General features: G+C 37.2%; 19 protein-coding genes. 16 read left to right on the top strand and 3 right to left on the bottom strand.

Annotation, left to right across the window (positions count from 1 at the left end; genetic code table 11):
• Positions 1–19 precede the first annotated feature (19 nt).
• The 3 genes from ACYQ0O_RS06435 to kdsB are packed head-to-tail and all read right to left on the bottom strand — an operon-like array spanning position 20 to position 2,701.
• Entirely contained in the window at positions 20–817 is a 798-nt protein-coding gene (locus ACYQ0O_RS06435) for a tetratricopeptide repeat protein (protein ID WP_459891612.1), read from the bottom strand.
• A 22-nt stretch (positions 818–839) separates the two neighbouring features.
• Positions 840–1,958: a glutamine-hydrolyzing carbamoyl-phosphate synthase small subunit gene (carA, locus tag ACYQ0O_RS06430; RefSeq protein ID WP_459891611.1), complete on the bottom strand. Its 1,119-nt coding sequence runs from the start codon at positions 1,956–1,958 to the stop codon at positions 840–842.
• Positions 1,937–2,701 (bottom strand): 3-deoxy-manno-octulosonate cytidylyltransferase, encoded by a 765-nt coding sequence (gene kdsB / locus ACYQ0O_RS06425; RefSeq protein ID WP_459891610.1) that lies wholly within the window; start codon positions 2,699–2,701, stop codon positions 1,937–1,939. Before kdsB ends, carA begins: the two co-directional genes overlap by 22 nt.
• A gap of 149 nt (positions 2,702–2,850) precedes the next feature.
• Between kdsB and ACYQ0O_RS06420 the strand changes: the two genes are divergently transcribed.
• The 16 genes from ACYQ0O_RS06420 to ACYQ0O_RS06345 all read left to right on the top strand — a co-directional run.
• The gene (locus tag ACYQ0O_RS06420) at positions 2,851–4,068 is read left to right on the top strand and encodes a type II secretion system F family protein (protein WP_459891609.1); all 1,218 of its coding nucleotides are present in this window, start codon (positions 2,851–2,853) and stop codon (positions 4,066–4,068) included.
• A gap of 35 nt (positions 4,069–4,103) precedes the next feature.
• Positions 4,104–5,126, top strand: coding sequence for an aspartate-semialdehyde dehydrogenase (locus ACYQ0O_RS06415; RefSeq protein WP_459891608.1), 1,023 nt, complete (start codon positions 4,104–4,106; stop codon positions 5,124–5,126).
• A gap of 148 nt (positions 5,127–5,274) precedes the next feature.
• Positions 5,275–5,772, top strand: a complete 498-nt coding sequence (locus tag ACYQ0O_RS06410) for a response regulator (protein WP_459891607.1) — start codon at positions 5,275–5,277, stop codon at positions 5,770–5,772.
• A gap of 26 nt (positions 5,773–5,798) precedes the next feature.
• The gene (locus ACYQ0O_RS06405) at positions 5,799–6,872 is read left to right on the top strand and encodes a sensor histidine kinase (protein ID WP_459891606.1); all 1,074 of its coding nucleotides are present in this window, start codon (positions 5,799–5,801) and stop codon (positions 6,870–6,872) included.
• 3 nt (positions 6,873–6,875) lie between these two features.
• Entirely contained in the window at positions 6,876–7,370 is a 495-nt protein-coding gene (locus ACYQ0O_RS06400) for a Na+/H+ antiporter subunit E (RefSeq protein WP_459891605.1), read from the top strand.
• 4 nt (positions 7,371–7,374) lie between these two features.
• Complete coding sequence (locus ACYQ0O_RS06395) at positions 7,375–7,659, top strand: MrpF/PhaF family protein (RefSeq protein WP_459891604.1); 285 nt, start codon at positions 7,375–7,377, stop codon at positions 7,657–7,659.
• Between the two features lie 37 nt (positions 7,660–7,696).
• Entirely contained in the window at positions 7,697–8,032 is a 336-nt protein-coding gene (gene mnhG / locus ACYQ0O_RS06390) for a monovalent cation/H(+) antiporter subunit G (RefSeq protein ID WP_459891603.1), read from the top strand.
• A gap of 4 nt (positions 8,033–8,036) precedes the next feature.
• Entirely contained in the window at positions 8,037–8,282 is a 246-nt protein-coding gene (locus tag ACYQ0O_RS06385; protein ID WP_075068661.1) for a Na(+)/H(+) antiporter subunit B, read from the top strand.
• Positions 8,279–9,109 carry a Na(+)/H(+) antiporter subunit B gene (locus ACYQ0O_RS06380; RefSeq protein ID WP_459891602.1) on the top strand — a complete coding sequence of 277 codons (831 nt, stop codon included), beginning with the start codon at positions 8,279–8,281 and terminating at the stop codon, positions 9,107–9,109. Before ACYQ0O_RS06385 ends, ACYQ0O_RS06380 begins: the two co-directional genes overlap by 4 nt.
• 2 nt (positions 9,110–9,111) lie before the next feature.
• Positions 9,112–9,516, top strand: coding sequence for a cation:proton antiporter subunit C (locus tag ACYQ0O_RS06375; protein WP_459891600.1), 405 nt, complete (start codon positions 9,112–9,114; stop codon positions 9,514–9,516).
• Positions 9,513–11,006, top strand: a complete 1,494-nt coding sequence (locus ACYQ0O_RS06370; RefSeq protein ID WP_459891599.1) for a complex I subunit 5 family protein — start codon at positions 9,513–9,515, stop codon at positions 11,004–11,006. The genes ACYQ0O_RS06375 and ACYQ0O_RS06370 overlap by 4 nt, the downstream gene beginning before the upstream one ends.
• Positions 11,007–11,008: 2 nt before the next feature.
• Positions 11,009–12,472, top strand: a complete 1,464-nt coding sequence (locus ACYQ0O_RS06365) for a monovalent cation/H+ antiporter subunit D family protein (RefSeq protein WP_459891598.1) — start codon at positions 11,009–11,011, stop codon at positions 12,470–12,472.
• A 13-nt stretch (positions 12,473–12,485) separates the two neighbouring features.
• On the top strand, positions 12,486–12,749 hold the full coding sequence (locus tag ACYQ0O_RS06360; protein ID WP_459891597.1) for a hypothetical protein: 264 nt from the start codon (positions 12,486–12,488) through the stop codon (positions 12,747–12,749).
• A gap of 5 nt (positions 12,750–12,754) precedes the next feature.
• Positions 12,755–14,527, top strand: coding sequence for a Na(+)/H(+) antiporter subunit D (locus ACYQ0O_RS06355; RefSeq protein ID WP_459891596.1), 1,773 nt, complete (start codon positions 12,755–12,757; stop codon positions 14,525–14,527).
• Positions 14,521–15,024, top strand: a complete 504-nt coding sequence (locus tag ACYQ0O_RS06350) for a Crp/Fnr family transcriptional regulator (RefSeq protein WP_459891595.1) — start codon at positions 14,521–14,523, stop codon at positions 15,022–15,024. The genes ACYQ0O_RS06355 and ACYQ0O_RS06350 overlap by 7 nt, the downstream gene beginning before the upstream one ends.
• Positions 15,025–15,036: 12 nt before the next feature.
• Positions 15,037–15,331: cyclic nucleotide-binding domain-containing protein (locus ACYQ0O_RS06345; RefSeq protein ID WP_459891594.1), on the top strand; the 295-nt coding region annotated here is incomplete at its 3' end.

Genomic DNA, 15,331 nt, shown 5'->3' with positions numbered 1-15,331 from the left:
TTGTGATAATAAACCCGGATTAAGAAAGTCTCTTTTGAGCATATTTCAACATCTTTTGTGCTTCTAAAAAATCCGGCTTTAACTCAAGGGCCTTTTTTGCAACTTTTGCAGCCTCTTCCCATTTTTTTTCATCAATATATACCCTGCCCAGGTTAAATAATAGATATTCATCGTCAGGGGACTTGGATACTGCCTCTAAAAATACCCTTGAGGCAAGATCGTGCTTTCCAGCTCTCCTCAAGGTAATTCCCATCTTATTTAAGAGATAAACTGCATCAGGGTCTTCTTTATAAGCATCTTTAAGATATTTGATCGCCTGGTCAACCAATCCCTCATCCATATATATATCACTGATGGTGAGCTTTAAATCAGTATCGTCTTTAAAGGTCTTAATCAAACGCTTAAAGACCTTTTCTGCCTCGGAATATTCTTTGTCTTTTAAATGTTTCTTCCCCTTTTCAAGCTCTCTTGCCTTGAGATCTTCCAGCTCTTTTAACTGTTTTTTTGCCTCTTCCACAGTAGAGGCCTGGAGTTCTTTAACAGCCTCGTTTAAAGTCTCCCATAGTTCTTTTTCTCTTCCCACCTGGTATTCAATGGGTATTGGATATTGCTGTACAAATTCTTTGTTGATTTTTAACAGGTAAATTGCGTCATCTAACTTTTTCTGAAAGTCCTGTTTTTCGTGTTTCATAAGGGGGGTCTTGAGATAAATAGCAATTGCATCCTGAATACTCATAAGAGCCACCAGGAACTTTTTCTTTTTTAACAATGTGGATACAGAACTAAGCTTTGACCTTGCCTTTGCTATTTCTGACATTGACTCCCCCTAAAAGACACAATTAGCACACCCTTTTCACCATTTCTGAAAAGTCCTTAAAAAAATATCTGGAATCATGAGGGCCTGGTGCAGCTTCTGGATGGTATTGAACCGCCATAATAGGCAATTTCCTGTGGACAAATCCTTCCAATGTCCTATCATTTAAATTAATATGGGTCTGTTTCAAATAATCAATATCAGACACATCCACACAAAAACCATGGTTCTGGGATGTAATCTCCACATATTTTGCATCCAGTCTCCTAACAGGATGATTTACACCGTGATGGCCAAATTTTAGCTTGTAGGTCTTGCCTCCTAGAACCAGCCCTAAAATCTGATGTCCCAGACAGATACCCCCAATTGGATAATCTGAAATTATCTTTGAAACTTCATCTAAGGCATAATGCACTGCCGCTGGATCCCCTGGACCATTTGACAGAAACACAGCATGAGGCTCTAACTCCCTTATTTTAGAGGCAGAATACGTGGCAGGCACAACTAAAACTTCAAAACCTTCCTTTTCAAGCAACCTGAGTATATTGTATTTAACACCAAAGTCATAAACCACCAGTCTCAGTTTATCACTATCCCAACTGTATTTGCCGTTTCTAATCTCTACTTTTTTAGGTCCATGTTCCCATTTATAGACTTGTTTTGTACTCACCATGTCAACCAAATTTAGGCCTTCCATTGGCTCTATGTCCTGTGCCATTTTTGTGAGTTTTTTGGGATCCAAAACATTTGTTGAAACATATCCCCTCATGGCACCATGTATTCTTATGTGTCTGGTAAGGGCCCTTGTATCTATTCCTTCTATGCCAATTACATTATGTCTTTTTAGATATTCTGGAAGAGACATCTTAGAGCGCCAATTTGATGGTTCCCTGCAACATTCTTTTACAATAAATCCAGCCACCTGAACTTTATCTGATTCTATATCCTCAAAGTTTATTCCATAGTTACCCATATGGGTATAGGTCATACATACCAGCTGATGTTTATAAGAGGGGTCTGTTAGTATTTCCTGGTATCCTGTCATGCCAGTATTAAAAATAACTTCTCCGCCACTCTCCCCTTCTCCTGTAAAGGAATATCCTTCAAAGTATGTACCGTCTTCTAATGCCAACAATGCCCGCATTGACATGTCTCCTTTCGTAAAATTTTTTCTACCTTAGCCAAATCTTCGGGGGTGTCAACCCCATAGCTAAAACACTCTGTTGCCCTAACAAAGATGGGTATACGATTTTGAATTAGCCTTAGCTGTTCCAATTTTTCAGCCTTTTCTAAAGGTGTTTGTTGAAGCTCAACAAATTTTTTCAATGCTCCAAACTTAAATCCATACATGCCAATATGGCCTAAAAATTTCCCCTCTAAATTGGAAAAAAAATAGGGTATAGGGGCCCTTGAAAAATATATTGCAAAACTTTTAAGGTCCAAAACCACCTTTACAATATTGGGATTTACAACATCCTCAAAGGATATTTCCCTGGCCAGGGTAGCTATTTCCACATCCGAATTTTGAAAACATTCAATTAATTCATCCAACATTTTGGGGTCTAAAAGAGGCTCATCTCCCTGAATATTTATGACAATATTGTCATCTTCTGCACCAAGGATGCATGCTGCTTCATGAACCCTATCAGTTCCTGACCTGTGAGAAGACCTGGTCATTACTACTGGTACATTGTGTTTCTCTGCCACATTAAAGATCTCTTCATGGTCTGTGGCAAGGATAACTTTGTCTATATTCTCACTTTGAATTGCCCTCTCATACACGTGTAAAAACATGGGTTTTCCCAGAATAGGGGCAAGGGGTTTTCCAGGAAATCTTGTGGATGCATATCTTGCCGGAATTATCCCAAACACTTTTTTGTTTTTCATAACTTAATATCCCCACTTAAATATTGAAGAAAAAAATAAAATTGGATACATTTGAAACCTAATTCAAGTTATTCATTATTTTTAGGAGCAGTGCCACAAGTTAGTTATAAATACAAGGGGAAAAATATCCCCAAAAATCAGGAGGGATCATGCCTTTTTTTATCTACAAGGCGAAAAATAGGGCTGGAAGGAAAATAAAAGGAGAAATTGAGGCACCAACCATTGAGCTTGCTCAAAATGCCTTACAAAGAAAGGGGTATACCAATATAAAGGTAAAACCCAAGCCCAAGGACCTTTTTGAGGGAACATTTCTAGAGGGCAAGGTATCCCCCAGGGATATGGTTGTATTTTCCAGACAATTTTCTACTATGATTAATGCTGGTGTCCCAATTTTACAGTCATTAAATGTCCTGGCAGAACAAACTGAAAACAAAAAACTAAAGAGAAAGCTCTATGAAATAAGAAATGATGTAGAAGGAGGTAGTTCACTATTTGACGCATTGAACAAGCACAGAGATGTATTTGACGACCTCTATATAAACATGGTTGATGCTGGTGAAGTTGGAGGTGTGCTTGATGTTGTTTTAGATAGGTTGGCTGGATATATTGAAAAGGCAGCGAGCCTAAAGTCCAAGGTAAAAGGAGCAATGATCTATCCAGCTGTGGTAGTAACAGTGGCTGTTGCTGTAATTACTATCATAATGATATTTGTGATCCCTACCTTTGCCAAGATGTTTGCAGATTTTGGCAGCGCCCTTCCACTTCCAACGCAAATAGTTATAAATTTGAGTAACTGGTTTAAATCAAATATTGGTTACCTTTTTTTGGGAATAATTGGTTTTATTGTAATATTCAGGTTATTATACAAGAGGGTTGAGGCATTCAAAATCTTTATTGATAGGACAGTTTTATTCTTACCCATTTTTGGCCCACTTCTAAGAAAAGTAGCAGTTGCACGATTTAGCAGAACATTTAGCACTATGATATCTAGTGGTGTTCCAATACTTCAGGCCTTGGATATTGTGGCCAAGACCTCGGGTAATAAAGTAATTGAACTTGGGGTATTAGATGCAAAAAAGAGTATTTCCGAAGGTCAGACAATTAGTGAACCTTTAGAAGACACAGGAGTATTCCCTTCAATGGTTATACACATGATATCCATTGGTGAGACAACAGGTGCACTAGATACCATGTTGGAAAAAATTGCAGACTTCTACGACGACGAAGTAGATGTGGCAGTCTCAGCCTTGACTTCTTTAATAGAACCTCTAATGATTGTTTTTTTAGGTGTTGTGGTTGGTGGATTGGTCATATCTATGTATCTACCAATATTCAAGATCGCTGGTGTAGTGTCAGGTCAAGGATAACTATATTTAAAAAATTATAAATGGAGGAGCTTAAAATGTCTAAAGAACTAGCTGTAGGTGTAGTTGGAGCAACCGGCGCAGTGGGCCGCGAGATGTTAAAAGTACTGGAGCAGAGAAACTTTCCATTGACCAGGATCAAGACCCTGGCATCTTCTAGATCTGCTGGGAAAAAATTGGAGTTTAAGGGTAGTGAGATTGTAGTTGAAGAACTTAACCCAAGTTCCTTTGATGACCTGGACCTTGCCCTATTTTCTGCAGGAGGGTCTGTATCCAAGGAATTTGCACCTATTGCAGCTAAAAAAAACTGTGTTGTTGTTGACAATTCATCTGCATGGAGAATGGATCCAGAAGTACCGTTGGTGGTACCAGAGGTAAATCCAGATGACCTTGAAAAACACAAAAATATAATCGCAAATCCAAATTGTTCCACTATTCAGATGGTGGTCCCATTAAAACCAATACATGATGTAGCAAAAATAAAGAGGATAGTAGTATCTACTTACCAGGCGGTATCTGGAACAGGTCAAAAGGCTATTGATGAACTTGAGAAACAGGTCAGGGTCCTATTTAACATGCAGGATGTGGAATGCAAGGTATATCCATATCAGATTGCATTTAATTGTCTGCCCCATATAGATGTGTTTTTAGACAATGACTACACAAAAGAAGAGATGAAAATGGTAAATGAGACAAAGAAAATCATGGGGGATGACACCATAAAGGTAACTGCAACAACTGTTAGGGTGCCAGTTTTCTACGGACACAGTGAAGCTGTGAATATAGAGACAGAAAAAAAGATAACTGCTAAAGAAGTAAGGGCTATTTTGTCCCAGGCACCTGGTGTTAAGGTATTGGATAATCCCAAAGAAAAAATTTATCCAATGCCCATATTTGCTGCAGGTGAAGATGATGTATTTGTTGGCAGGATAAGAGATGACGATACAATTAAAAATGGAATTAATATGTGGATAGTGGCGGATAATATTAGAAAGGGAGCTGCCTTAAATGCTGTGCAAATAGCAGAGGAACTACTTAAAAGAGGGCTTTTAGCTAAGTAAACTGGATGAAAAAAGGAGGAGTTACTCCTCCTTTTTTGTGTTTTCAGCCAATTGATTGGGATATAACAGATTTTATTTTTATTTTTCATATTGACATTTTTTTTATTTTTGTTTAGTCTTTAATCCACCTTGAAAAAGGAGTCATGTAATGGAAGATAGGAAAGATGTAAAAGTATTGTTAATTGATGATGAGCAGACACTTGTTGAGTACCTTGCCAAGAGATTGCTGAGAGAAGGCTTTACAGTAAAAGCTACATTTTCCGGGGAAGAAGCCGTTCAGACTGCCTCTAATGAAAACTTTGATGTAGCTGTAGTTGACCTAAAAATGCCAGGCATAGATGGAGTGGAGACACAAAGACGACTTAAAGAAATCCAGCCCTTTTTACAATGTATAGTTTTAACAGGTCACGGATCAATAGAAAGTGCTTTGGAAAGCGGAAAACATGATGCGTATAAATACCTTTTAAAACCTATTGACTATGATGAATTAGTGGAAACTATTAAAGAGGCATATGAGTTTAAAATGAAATTACAAGGTGAGAAATTTAAAAAAGAGGTGGAAGACATATATAGATCTGGGCTGGGAGCAAGGGGCATAAAAAAGGCCCTTAAAAAGTTAAAAAAGATATATGGCATTGAAGAGTAATTTCATACGTATTTACAATTGAATCAATGAACTTAGTTAATAAAAACATATTAAAAGACATCCTTCAGTTCAGTAATGAAATCATTTTTCTAACAGATACAGATCTAAATTTTCTTGTTGTAAATTTTAGACTAGAGGAGATAGTCGAATTTCCATCTGAATATCTGATTGGAAAGAACATGAGAGATTATATATTAGAAAAAGATCTGTTATTAAAAGAGAGAGGGGGTGAGAAGGAACTAACATTTTTATCCTATTCTGGTAAAAGATATGAATACATCTTTCAATTTATGGTGAAGAGTTGTTATTTAGAAGAAGAAAAAGATAGTGTGCTCTGGATTGGAACACCTAAAAGTTATATTAATTTCAGTTCAATTCATGAGAGTCTTATAAGACTTGAAAGGATGGCAGAGATTGGACAATTGGCCGCAGGAATCGTCCATGAAGTAAAAAATCTCCTTGCAATAATAAATCAGGCCTCTGGGTGGGGCAAGGTATTGGTAAAGGACAATCTAGAAAGACTGGGACCAGACGGAGAAGAACTGGAAAAGATTTTTGAAGAGATTGAAAATCAAACCCAGAGGAGCAGCGATATTACCAACGAAATTTTGACCTTTGTGAGGAGTCCACACGAGGAGCATCAACAGGTAAATTTGACTAATTTAATAGAGAACACATTAAAGCTTATAGGACCTGAATTAAAGTCCCCCAGGATTAAGCTTGAAAAACAGTATGGACACACCACAAATGCAATTAGTTCAAATAGTGGACTTCTTCAACAGGTGCTTATAAATCTCATCACCAATGCCATATATGCCATTAGGAAGAAGGGAATATCAGAGGGAAAGATAGTAGTTGAAACCAAAGAAGACAGAGATTACATAAAGGTGACCATTGGGGACAATGGAATTGGCATACCTGAGGATAGACAAAATAGGATATTCGAATTTTTCTTCACAACCAAGCCTGCTGGTGAGGGTACAGGACTTGGGCTTGCCCTATGCAGGGAAATAATGGGCAAGCTTGGCGGAGACATTGGCTTTCAGTCTAAAGAGAGAGAAGGCTCAAAGTTTTTCATTACTATTCCAAAGGGAAAATAGACCATGGACTTAAAAAAAGTCATATCCTTTTGTCTTACGTTCTTTTTTATGGCCATTTTGTGGGTAACTTTATCTGGGAAATTTGAGCCCCTACTTCTTTTTCTGGGTTTTGTATCTGTTACAATTGTGAGCTTACTTTCAGGACAACTTTTATTTTCAAATCCCACAGATGATTACCTCCCCACTTTTTTTAGATTTTTGGGATACCTTCCATGGATAATTTTACAAATTATAAAGGCAAATATCCATGTCTTAAAAATAGTCTTTTCAAGGGATTTAATGGATAAAATAGATCCACACATAATTGTATTTAACACCAGATTAAAAAAAGACTTTTCGATTGTCACAATGGCAAATTCCATAACACTCACCCCAGGCACAATAACCATTACTGCAAATCCTGATGGAAAATTCAGGGTCCATGCAATAGATAAGGCATGTGCAGATGATCTGCCAGGGGAAATGGAACAGAGGGTTGCAAAAGTTTTTGGGGAGTAGATATATGCTAGACTTATTCACTTATATTGGTGTTTATATCTGTATTTTGATGGTATTTTCCCTATACAGGGGAATTTTTGGACCCACTGTATTGGATAGGCTGGTTGGAGTAAATGCAATAGGCTCTAAGACAGTGGTTTTTTTGCTATTAATTGGATTTATTTATCAGAGAGAGGATATGTTCATTGACATTGCCCTTGCCTATGCACTGTTAAATTTTATTGCAGTGCTTGCAGCTGCCAGATATTTTCATAAAAAACGGGGATTATACGAAGAGTCTGAATTTTAGCAATAACAGCGTTTTCTTTAATATCAGGAGTTTTTAAATGAGTGTTATTATCAATACCATAGCGATTATCTTCTTTATAATTGGCCTTATCTTCTTCACAGGAGGTACTGTTGGCATAATTAGAATGCCTGATTTCTATACCAGGCTCCATCCTGCTGGGAAATTGGATACAATGGGCCTCATGTCCTTTGTAATTGGTTTTTTTATCTACAATCTCCAGCACTTTACCTGGGGAAATTTGATTGTCTCACTCAAGATGTTATTAATAGTATTTTTTGTCTCTCTTTCCAGTCCAACTGCCACGCACGCCATTGTAGATGCCGGGATAAGGGCGGGACTCAGGCCATGGACAAAGAAAGACCAGGAGAAATAAAACCATGTATTGGATTTTAGACCTAATCATTTTGGCGCTTATTATTGTTTGTGCAATAGGCGCCATAACAGTAAAGGACCTTCTAGGTACCGCCATTTTACTTGGGGCATATAGCTTTATGATGTGTGTTTTATGGGCAATAATGGGAGCAGTTGACGTTGCCTTTACTGAAGCATCTGTTGGTGCAGGGGTGTCAACTGTATTTTTTGTAGCAGCAATATTTAGAACCACCAGGAGGACCAAAGATTGAAAAAACTTGCACTCATTGTTGCAATCCTCTGTGGAGCAATCTTGATTTATGCCACATCTGAATTCCCAGAGTGGGGAGATCCAAATTCACCTGCCAGCTTACACGTATCTCCCCATTACATCAAATATTCAGTGGAAGAGACTGAAGTTCCCAATATAGTCACATCTGTGCTTGCTGACTACCGTGGTTTTGACACCATGTTTGAGACCACGGTTATATTTTGCGCTGGCCTTACCTGTTTTTTACTACTTAGAATCTTTAATGAACAAGGGGAGGAAGAAGGGGTCTATTACAGGCATCTGCCAACTGGAGTTGTAATTTATTTTAAGCGGGATGATGTGGATATAAGGGATGAGGATTTTGAATTAATTGACTCCAAATTTGTGCCTTATGATCTCATAATAAAAACTGTAAGCAGGGTCTTAATCCCCTTTATTCAGTTGTATGCCCTTTATGTCATTGCCCATGGTGACTTTAGCCCTGGTGGAGGATTTCAAGGTGGAGTAATCTTAGGGGCATCAATAATACTGCTTGCCATAACCTTTAATCTAAAGACCGCAATAGCAAAGATAAGCGAAAAGACCCTTGGGATCTTGAGTGCCCTGGGCGTATTCATCTATGCAGGAATTGGATGCCTGTGTCTTTTACTCAAAGGACACTTCCTGGACTATGGAAAACTGGCTGAGATACTCCCTGTTAATCCAATAAAGGCAAGGGCTCTTGGAATGCTTGGGGTGGAGATTGGAGTAGGTATTGCAGTTATGGCTGTTATGATAATTATCTATATAAACATTGCATCTGAAGGAAAACACCACGAAGGGCTTTAAAAATGGAAGGTTTATTAAGAGAAATTGTAGGAAAATACAATTATTGGCTTTACATAGTGCTTATGATGATTGGCCTCTATGCCATGATAGCAAAAAATAATCTAATAAAAAAATTGGTTGGGATGAATATCTTCCAGACAGCTATTATCCTGTTTTATATTTCTATGGGATATAAAAAAGGAGGAACACTTCCAATAATTGAACTCCCTCCTCACCACCATGAAATACCTCCTGATGCAATTGATATATCAAAATACATAAATCCCTTACCTCATGTCTTGATGCTTACTGCAATAGTTGTATCTGTGGCTACCTTTGGTGTGGCACTTGCCATTGCCTTAAAGATATATAAGGAATACAACACACTGGAAGAAGATGAGATCAGGATGAGGATTAGGGAGAGATGAATATAAATCAATTTGTACCCATCTTAATTGTAATAACGCCACTTGTGTGTGCATTTTTTGTAATGGGACTCCATTGGGTGGATAGGCGTCTGTGTCTACCCCTTACTATCCTGGCAATTACCATCTCCTTTATATCTTCAATAATAACCCTATACAGCGTTATCTCCCATGGGATAATACAGTATAAACTGGGTGGATGGCCTCCACCAATAGGAATTGAATATAAAATCGACACATTAAATGGGTCTATTTTAGTACTTATTACATTTATCGCCCTTATAAATATATTTACCAGCTTTAACCAGGTAAGTATTGACCTCCCAGAAAAAAAAGGTACATTTTACAGCTTATACCTCTTATTTATAACAGGGCTTGTGGGGGTAGTTATAACTGGGGATCTATTTAACCTATATGTACTCTTGGAGATTACGTCCTTATCTGCATATGCCCAAATTGCCCTGGGAGACAAAAAAAGGGGGCCAATTGCCAGTCTAAACTATATATTTATTGGTGTTATTGGTGCAAGTTTTTACCTTTTAGGGGTGGGGTATTTATATATGATGACTGGTTCACTCAACATGGGTGATGTTGCAAATATTATAAAACACCTTCATCAATCCCAGGCCATATTTGTTGCATTTATCTTTTGCATTGTTGGGGTGTGGATAAAAATGGCCCTATTCCCCTTACACATATGGCTTCCAAATGCATACACATATGCCCCTACCACCAGCAGTAGATTAATCTCGCCTTTAATGACCAAGGTGATGGTATATGTGATGATAAGACTCATGTTTACAGTTTTTGGGTATGACTATCTATTCAGGACACTGACCCTTTCAAATGAAGTTGTCCTTCTGGCATCCATAGCAATCATATTTGGAGCACTTATGGCGCTGAGTCAAAGAGACTTAAAGAAGATGTTAACATACATAATAGTATCTGAAATTGGTTATATGGTTGGAGGGGCATGGATTGGGAACAAGGCAGCACTTACAGGTGCAATTCTGCATATTATCAATGATGCCTTTATGACCTTTGCGCTTTTTATAGCTGCAGGAAATTTTGCATGGAGAATAAAGGAACTCAGTGTTGATAATTTGAAAGAGATATTTCAAACCATGCCATGGACCAGTGCTGGCTTTGTAATTGCTGGTATGTCAATTATTGGGATACCGCCAACCTGTGGTTTTTTCAGCAAATGGTATCTACTTATTGGAGCAATGGAAGCAAGACAATACTTTTTTGCTGCATCTCTTATTTTAAGCAGCCTACTTAGCGTAATACTGTTTTTCAGGATATTTGAAAAATCACTCTTTAATAACCGTAAAGACCACCTGGGCTCATCTGATGGTATAAAGACGCAAGAAGCCCCAACAAATATGGTAATTGGTCTATTATTTGTCTGTGTTATATTGATAGTGTTGGGTTTGTACTCAGGTAAAATAGTATCTACTTTAATAATACCATTTGTATCCAGAGGAATTTAGGCATGGAACTCACTCTTTCTATAAGACCTCTTGCTGCTATTCTGGTGCCCCTTTTTGTTATTCCAATCATTGTATCATGTGGGGATAACAGACCCAATTTTAGAGAAGCTTGGACTTTTCTTGCTGGAATAGTAAAGTTTTCAATAATTGCTTCAATGGTTCCAGGGGTTTTAAAAGGGGTTCAATATTATTATCCCCTATTTAAGTTGGCACCTGGACTCTCAATTAGTTTCAAGGTAGATGGTATTGGACTTGCCTTTGCATTGGTAGCATCATTTTTGTGGATAGTTACCTCTCTTTATTCCATAGGTTATATGAGGGGGCTAAAAGAACACAGTCAAACCAGATTTTTTAGCTTTTTTGCCCTGGCCCTCTCCTCTACAATTGGAGTTGCATTTTCAGCAAATCTGCTCACAATGTATATGTTTTATGAGATACTCTCCTTATCCACATATCCTTTAGTTGTCCACCATCAAGATCAAGATGCAAAGATATCTGGAAGGAAGTATTTAACTTACATCATTTCAACATCAGTTGGCCTGGTTCTCCCGGCAATGATAATATGTTATATCCATGCCCACACCTTGGATTTTCAACCAAATGGAATCCTCATGGGGAAGGCATCTCCCATGCTCTTAACCATTTTATTTTTCATGTTTTTATTTGGATTTGCAAAGGCAGCTATGATGCCTCTTCATTCATGGCTTCCTGCTGCAATGGTTGCGCCTACCCCTGTGAGTGCCCTATTACATGCAGTTGCAGTTGTAAAAGTTGGGGTGTTTAGTATTATTAGAATATTTACCGGAATATACGGAGTAGGACTAATTAAAAGTTTAAATCTAGGTGTGTATTCTGCATATATTGCAGCATTTACCATTTTAGTTGGATCGCTTATTGCCATGTCCCAGGACGAGTTAAAAAGAAGACTTGCCTTTTCCACCATAAGCCAGCTATCGTATATAATTCTGGGTATATCTTTACTTACACCAAGGGGGATGGTGGGTGGTATTATCCACATAGTCATGCATGCCTTTGGGAAAATTACTCTTTTTTTTGGCGCAGGGGCAATATATGTTGCCACTGGGAAAAAATATATCAGTCAATTAAATGGCCTTGGTAAAAAGATGCCTATTACATTTTTGACCTTTTTAATTGGTGCCTTGAGTGTAATAGGTCTACCGCCCACCGGGGGTTTTTACAGTAAATGGTATCTTGTGTTGGGATGTATGGATGCACACAGTATATTTTTACTGGTAGTTTTACTTGTATCGTCTTTTTTAAATGGAGTTTATTTTTTGCCCATAGTATTTAAGGGATTTTTCTATAAAGGAAGCAATATTGAAACATACAAAGAGGCTCCAATATGTTGCATAATACCCATGATAATTACATCATTAATTTCAATTGTCCTGTTTTTCTACCAAGATATTTTTTATAAATTGATTTCAATAGGACTAAAATTATAAAAGGAACTGTTATATGAAAAAGGATTTTTTAGAAAGACCTGAAACCATAAAATTGCTCTGGAAGCTACTCTACATATCCTGTGGACTCACATTAATACCAGAATTATTTATAAAAAGGGAAGGACATTTTGGTATTGATAATTTTTTTGGATTTTATGCAATTCTGGGATTTTTGTCATGTATCGCCTTGATATTAATTGCAAAGGCAGGCGGGATCTTCCTAAAGAAAGATCCAGATTATTACAATAAAAATAAAGACATAAAAGACCAGGGATAAAGAATATGGTACATATACCTCCTGCATTTATACTTTTTCTAGGAGCATTGGTGCTTCCAATATTTCTACCTGCAGCCAGGAGATGGATTGTTATTTTTACACCTGCAATTGCATTTTTATACATATTAAATTTAAAAACAGGGTCATATCTAAATATCTCATTTTTTGGATTTGATTTAACCCTGCTTCGAGTGGACAAATTATCAAAGGTATTTGGGTATATTTTTACAATATATGGGTTTGCAACTGGGATTTACAGTTTTTATTTAAAGGACCTAAGACAGCAACTATCAGGACTCATATACATGGGTGGAGCCCTTGGAGTGGTATTTTCAGGAGATATAATTACCCTATATTTTTACTGGGAACTTATGGCAGTGGCCTCAGTAATATTAATACTTGCAAGGGAAACCAACAGGGCTATTGAAGCTGGATACAGATATATCCTTGTTCATATATTAGGGGGACTCTGTCTTTTAGCAGGGATAGTCATGTATATAAGTCAGGGACATTCAGTAGAATTTTCAAAATTTACAGAACATAATCCTGCTACTTATCTAATTTTGATAGGATTTTTACTGAATGCAGCAGCACCACCACTGGGAGCCTGGCTTCCAGATGCATATCCAGAATCAACACCAACAGGTAGTGTGATTTTAAGTGCTTATACAACAAAAACTGCTGTTTATACCTTACTTAGAGGCTTTCCTGGATGGGAAATTTTAATCTTTGTTGGTTGTCTTATGAGCATCTATGGAATCTTCTATGCCCTACTGGAAAATGACATGAGGAGGATCCTGGCATATTCCATTATAAACCAGGTGGGATTTATGATATGCGGGGCAGGTATAGGAACAGCTATGGCCATAAATGGTGCTGCAGCCCATGCATTTGCACATATTGTGTACAAAGGTCTTTTATTTATGTCTGCAGGAGCGGTGTTGTATATGACAGGGAAATCCAAATGTACTGAGCTAGGGGGACTATATAAGACCATGCCGTACACACTGCTCTTTGGATGTATTGGTGCTTTGTCAATATCGGCTTTTCCTTTAACCAGTGGCTTTACTACCAAATCAATGATCATTGAATCATCTGTTCACCAGCACCTTATGTGGGCATGGCTTATCTTAGAAGTGGCATCTGCCGGGGTCTTTTTACACGCAGGTATAAAGTTCCCATATTTTGTATTTTTTGCAAAGGATAGGGGGCTTAGACCTGGTGAGACAAACAAATCCATGCTTATTGCAATGGCATTTTTGTCATTTATATGCATATTTTTGGGTGTATATCCTAAACCCTTATATAAAATATTACCATATTCTGTTGGAGATTACAATGCCTATACTGCACCCCACCTTATTACACAACTACAACTACTTATGTTCTCAGCACTTGTGTTCTTCTTGTTTTTGCCAATGTTAAAAAGAACAGATACAATTTCACTTGATACTGATTGGTTCTACAGAAAAGGGGGAAGGCTGCTATATGTGATCTTTGATAAATCTTTAAACACCATAAACTATGTGGTAGATAAATTTGTGATATCTCTAGTTAAGACCATTGCAGGACTATTTAGTGATTTTATAGCAAATATTGCATTATTTATATTTGTAAACATCTGGCTATTTAAAGGAGTCAGTGGCAAAAAACTGGAAATTAAAAAAGAGACCCTATATTATGACATAAAAGAAGACCTATTACCAGTAGGGATAGGGGCTGCCATATCGGGAATATTTTTGGTATTAATATTCTTGTTGGGGAAAACTCTATGGTAAAATTAGAAGAGCTAAAAAGATTTGAAACCTTAAGTGTATTTGATAACAGTGAACTGGAAATGTTAGCCACTATTGGACAGCTCCATATCTTTAGTGAGGACAAAAAAATATTTAAGCAAAATACGAAGTTACAAAATCTATACTTTATGGTGAGTGGGGAGATATCTCTTACCCATGAAATAAGTTCTGAGATGGTGCTTATACTATCAAATATAAGGCCAGGTACTTTTTTTGGAATTTCTGCCCTCTGTGGAGTGAAGACATATCATAATGCATACTGTTTTAAACCATCTGAAGTCATTGCCTTCCCAATAGAACAGCTTGAAAATGTATTTAGAAAAAACTTAAATTTTGGTTTAAAGTTCCACTATGAAATGATAAAATTTTACCACAAGATAACTTATAGCAAAAGCCAGGACGTTATAAAAGCCATAGGTGATAGAGGGAATATTGATGATATTGATATTCTATCTTCAATAGTAGACTTTAGTGTATAAAAGGACAATTATATGATAGATATATCTCTTTTAAAGAAGATAAATATATTACAAGAAGTGGAGGATAAACATTTAGAAAAAATATCCAAAATATGTAAGTTAATACACTACAACACACCAACTGTTCTTTTTGAATATGGCTCTAAAACAAATTCTATTTTTATGATATTGGATGGATCAGTTGACCACCTTTTACCCAGTAAAGACAATAAACTTATAAAAATTTATCAGAGCAGAACAGGCGAAACCATAGGCTTATCCGCTCTACTTCCCAGGGAATATGTAGCACTATTTACAGCAAGTACCA

This window comes from Desulfothermus okinawensis JCM 13304 (assembly GCF_054654515.1).
This window is presented reverse-complemented; position numbering and strand designations above follow the sequence as displayed.

Coding starts and splice junctions, on each gene's coding strand:
- ACYQ0O_RS06415 (WP_459891608.1), top strand. CDS start 4,104: ATGTCTAAAGAACTAGCTGTAGGTGTAGTTGGAGCAACCGGCGCAGTG.
- kdsB (WP_459891610.1), bottom strand. CDS start 2,701: ATGAAAAACAAAAAAGTGTTTGGGATAATTCCGGCAAGATATGCATCC.
- ACYQ0O_RS06365 (WP_459891598.1), top strand. CDS start 11,009: ATGGAACTCACTCTTTCTATAAGACCTCTTGCTGCTATTCTGGTGCCC.
- ACYQ0O_RS06370 (WP_459891599.1), top strand. CDS start 9,513: ATGAATATAAATCAATTTGTACCCATCTTAATTGTAATAACGCCACTT.
- ACYQ0O_RS06410 (WP_459891607.1), top strand. CDS start 5,275: ATGGAAGATAGGAAAGATGTAAAAGTATTGTTAATTGATGATGAGCAG.
- ACYQ0O_RS06350 (WP_459891595.1), top strand. CDS start 14,521: ATGGTAAAATTAGAAGAGCTAAAAAGATTTGAAACCTTAAGTGTATTT.
- ACYQ0O_RS06355 (WP_459891596.1), top strand. CDS start 12,755: ATGGTACATATACCTCCTGCATTTATACTTTTTCTAGGAGCATTGGTG.
- ACYQ0O_RS06395 (WP_459891604.1), top strand. CDS start 7,375: ATGCTAGACTTATTCACTTATATTGGTGTTTATATCTGTATTTTGATG.
- ACYQ0O_RS06435 (WP_459891612.1), bottom strand. CDS start 817: ATGTCAGAAATAGCAAAGGCAAGGTCAAAGCTTAGTTCTGTATCCACA.
- carA (WP_459891611.1), bottom strand. CDS start 1,958: ATGCGGGCATTGTTGGCATTAGAAGACGGTACATACTTTGAAGGATAT.
- ACYQ0O_RS06360 (WP_459891597.1), top strand. CDS start 12,486: ATGAAAAAGGATTTTTTAGAAAGACCTGAAACCATAAAATTGCTCTGG.
- mnhG (WP_459891603.1), top strand. CDS start 7,697: ATGAGTGTTATTATCAATACCATAGCGATTATCTTCTTTATAATTGGC.
- ACYQ0O_RS06405 (WP_459891606.1), top strand. CDS start 5,799: ATGAACTTAGTTAATAAAAACATATTAAAAGACATCCTTCAGTTCAGT.
- ACYQ0O_RS06420 (WP_459891609.1), top strand. CDS start 2,851: ATGCCTTTTTTTATCTACAAGGCGAAAAATAGGGCTGGAAGGAAAATA.
- ACYQ0O_RS06385 (WP_075068661.1), top strand. CDS start 8,037: ATGTATTGGATTTTAGACCTAATCATTTTGGCGCTTATTATTGTTTGT.
- ACYQ0O_RS06400 (WP_459891605.1), top strand. CDS start 6,876: ATGGACTTAAAAAAAGTCATATCCTTTTGTCTTACGTTCTTTTTTATG.
- ACYQ0O_RS06375 (WP_459891600.1), top strand. CDS start 9,112: ATGGAAGGTTTATTAAGAGAAATTGTAGGAAAATACAATTATTGGCTT.